This is a genomic window from Mycobacterium sherrisii, assembly GCF_002102355.1.
Taxonomy (GTDB): Bacteria; Actinomycetota; Actinomycetes; order Mycobacteriales; family Mycobacteriaceae; genus Mycobacterium; species Mycobacterium sherrisii.
Genome location: NZ_LQPT01000046.1, coordinates 1 through 3406 on the forward strand (window position 1 = coordinate 1; position 3406 = coordinate 3406).

At 66.7% G+C, this 3406-nt stretch carries 4 protein-coding genes; all 4 read left to right on the forward strand.

Annotated features, from left to right (window positions below):
* Positions 1-99 precede the first annotated feature (99 nt).
* From AWC25_RS08555 to AWC25_RS08565, 4 genes are read left to right on the forward strand one after another with little or no spacing between them, the layout of a single operon-like run.
* Complete coding sequence (locus AWC25_RS08555) at positions 100-1179, forward strand: tyrosine-type recombinase/integrase (protein ID WP_069403045.1); 1080 nt, start codon at positions 100-102, stop codon at positions 1177-1179.
* The gene (locus AWC25_RS26455) at positions 1145-2359 is read left to right on the forward strand and encodes a hypothetical protein (protein ID WP_158089732.1); all 1215 of its coding nucleotides are present in this window, start codon (positions 1145-1147) and stop codon (positions 2357-2359) included. The genes AWC25_RS08555 and AWC25_RS26455 overlap by 35 nt, the downstream gene beginning before the upstream one ends.
* A 16-nt stretch (positions 2360-2375) precedes the next feature.
* Entirely contained in the window at positions 2376-3059 is a 684-nt protein-coding gene (locus AWC25_RS26460; RefSeq protein WP_142278744.1) for a tyrosine-type recombinase/integrase, read from the forward strand.
* On the forward strand, positions 3056-3355 hold the full coding sequence (locus AWC25_RS08565) for a DUF6262 family protein (protein WP_069403046.1): 300 nt from the start codon (positions 3056-3058) through the stop codon (positions 3353-3355). The genes AWC25_RS26460 and AWC25_RS08565 overlap by 4 nt, the downstream gene beginning before the upstream one ends.
* Positions 3356-3406: the final 51 nt, after the last annotated feature.

Here is a 3406-nt window from a genome sequence, read left to right on the forward strand (position 1 = left end):
CCCCTCTTAACCGGCTAATAGTGATATTGGATCAACTGCGACACGCCGTTTTCGTGCGGTTCTTGACCGTAATCGATTGAGATGGGATATCTACATCTCATGGCGAGGGAGCTGTCGGTGGGTGTCGATGAGCACGGTGTCTGGCAGTTGTGCGGCGCCGCTGCGGAACAGTTCGGGTTGGTCAACGAGTTCCTCGGATATCTGGCTGGCCGGAACTTCTCGCCGCGGACTTGCCGGGCCTACGCCTATGACCTGCTGGCGTTCGCGCGATGGCTCGGACAGGAGGATTTGGCACTCCTGGATGTGAATGTCGATGTGCTGCTGCGGTTTTTGACCGCGTGTCGGGAGGCGACGTTGCCGGGTCGGCCGGGCGGCAATGTGTACTCGATCCGTGATGGCCGCAACCAGGGCTATGCGCCGGCGACGATCAATCGGCGGTTGGCGGTGATCTCGAGCTTGTACGCGTTTTGGGAGATGCGTGATCCGGGCGCACCCAATCCTGTTCGCGTCGGGCGGGCGCCCCGGATGCGTTCGCGCGGTGAGCGTTCCGGGATGCTGGCGCATGTGGCCAAGCCGAAGTCGCGGTCAACTCTGCGGGTCCGCGAGCCACGTCGATTGCCGCGGGGGTTGACACGGGAGGAGTCTGCGGCGCTGCTGGGCAGTTTCCGTAGCCGACGTGATCGCGCGATCGGCGGGCTGATGTTGCTCTCGGGGCTGCGGTCAGCGGAGGTGCTTTCGCTGCGGGTCAACGATGTCGACATCGCGCGGCGCTGGGTGCGGGTGTTCGGCAAGGGCGGCAAGGAACGCTCGGTGCCGATCGACACCGACGTGGCCGGCGCGATCCAAACCTATCTGCTGGCTGAGCGCCCTGAGACCGACGCTGTTGCACTGTTCGTCGTCGCCAAAGGCGCCCACCGCGGACAGCCCCTCACCCCGGCGGGACTACGTACCGTGTTCCGGTATCACCGCGAGCGTTCCGGTGTCGCGGCCGGGCATCCCCACGCGTTGCGGCATTCGTTCGGCACCGCGCTGGCCGAGGCGGGGGTCGACCTGTCGGTGATTCAGGCGTTGATGGGTCACGACCATGTCGACTCCGCTGCCGCCTATATCCATTTGGCCCCATCGTTTTTGCGTGAGGAGTTCGATGCCGCCCGCGCTCGGCTACGCGCCCGCCCTTGAGGTCGACCTGCTCGCTGCTTACGCTGAGCACTGCGACCGGCTCGGGTTGATTAGTGTGAACCTTCGCCCGGCCGCGCGAACGTTCCTGCGGCGCTGGCCCGATCCGCAGTACTGGGCCGGCGAGCCGCTGCAGACGCGGTTGACGATGTCTGCTCCTGCCCGGTCGTTCGTGATGTACTTGATGCTGGCCGGGCATCTGCGGCCCGGCTATGACTACCTGGTCCGCCGCAAGCTGCCCGCCTTCTGGCGTCATCTGCCACCGGGACCCTTGGCTGAGGACCTGGCCAGATTCCTCGCCGCCGCCGAGGAACTCGGCTTCACCGAACGCACCCGCAGCGCGACGGCATCGCAGGTGATCGGCCGGCTACTCATCCAGACCGGCCGACGGCTGGATGCGTTGACCGACAACGACTTCGGCGACTTGCTGGCCGCCAGCGCGGCGCGACACGGCCGAGGAAAAGCCAGCCGCCATTACAGCAGCGCCGCGCACACTGCCCGGCAGGTGCTGTTCCATCTCGGCGTGTTCGCTGAGCAGCCGGTGAACGCGACCAGTCTGCTGCGGCAAAGCTTTGCCCAGCGAATGCGGGATGCCACCCCGGCGCTGCGGGACTCGTTCGTGGCCTACCTCGACCGGCTCACCGCCACCCATACCCGCAGCACAGTCACCGGCACCGCGAGCCGACTCAACCACTTCGCCGCGCACCTGGCCGCGATCGACCCAGCATTGCCGAGCCTGGCCGAGTTGGACCGACGCCGACACATCGAGACTTACCTGACCGCGACCGCCGCGGCGATTAACTCCCGCACCGGCGCACCGATCCAGGCCTCCCAACGCCGCGGCCGGGTCCTGGCGGTGCATTGCCTGCTCAACGACATCGCCGAATGGGGTTGGCCCGAAGCACCCAAGCGGCGCTTGGTGTTTCGCTCCGACATCCCCAAGCTGCCCCGAGCGTTACCCCGCTATCTCACTGCGGATCTGGACCGGCGCCTGACCCAAGCGCTGCAGGCCTGGCCCGACCGGCTACCCGCTGATGCGTTGCTGCTGCAACGCGCCACCGGTTTGCGTATCGGTGAGCTCGTCGACCTGGAACTGGACTGCTTGCACGAGATCCGTGGCCAAGGGGCATGGCTGAAGGTGCCGCTGGGCAAGCTGAACACCGAACGCATGGTGGCCCCTTGATGAGGAAACCGTTGCGTTGATCGACCGCATCGTCGCTCACCGCTCAGCCGGGCGGCCGCTACCACATCCGCGCACCGGCAGACCCACCGATTTCCTGTTCACCCACCACGGCCAGCGCCTGACCGTCTACCACCTTCGCGACGTCATGACCCGCGTGACCCGCGAGGCCGGCCTGCCGCACACCACCCCACATCAGCTGCGTCACACCTATGCCACCGCTCTGGTCAACGCCGGCGTCTCCTTGCAAAGCCTGATGACTCTGCTCGGGCACGTCTCGGCCGAGATGAGCCTGCGCTACGGGCGGCTGTTCGACTCGACCGTGCGCACCGAATACGAGCGCGCCCTGGCCGCCGCCAAAGCCCACCTTGGCCCCCTGCCCGCCGAGCCACCCCACGGACGCACCCAACTGCCGATCGTCGACGGCGACTGGAAACAGGCGCCCGCGGTCAAGGCCCGCCTGGTCGGCGGCTTCTGCATCCGCGCCCAGGTCCAAGGCCCCTGCGCCTACGCCAACATCTGCGAGCACTGCCCCAACTTCCGCACCGACACCGGCTACCTGCCCGTCCTGGCGGCCCAGCGCGCCGACACCGAAACACTGGCCCGCGACGCTGAAGCCCGCGGCTGGACAGGGGAAGCCGAACGCCACCGCCGACTCATCGAACGCCTCAATGCCCACATCAGTCAGGCGCAGACCGGATGACCGGCGAAGAGCGCCGCCAGCACGTCGAGGATGCCTGCGCCGCAATCATTCTCAGCGGGCAACCCGTCACCTTCGACGAGGTCGCCGAACGCACCGGACTGGGGCGAGCCACCCTCTACCGCAACCCCGACTTGCGCACAATCATCGAGGAACACCGCACCCGCGGCAGGGAAGCACATACCCTGACCGGCCTCACCAACGAAATCGCCCACCTCCGTACTGCACTGGAGGCCGTCGCTGCCACCGTCCGCCGCCACGAAGAGGAACTACGCCGCCTCCACAAGCCACAACGCTGAGCCGCGGGAACACTTCAAACACCAAAACCCGCCCAGATTAGCCGGATAACC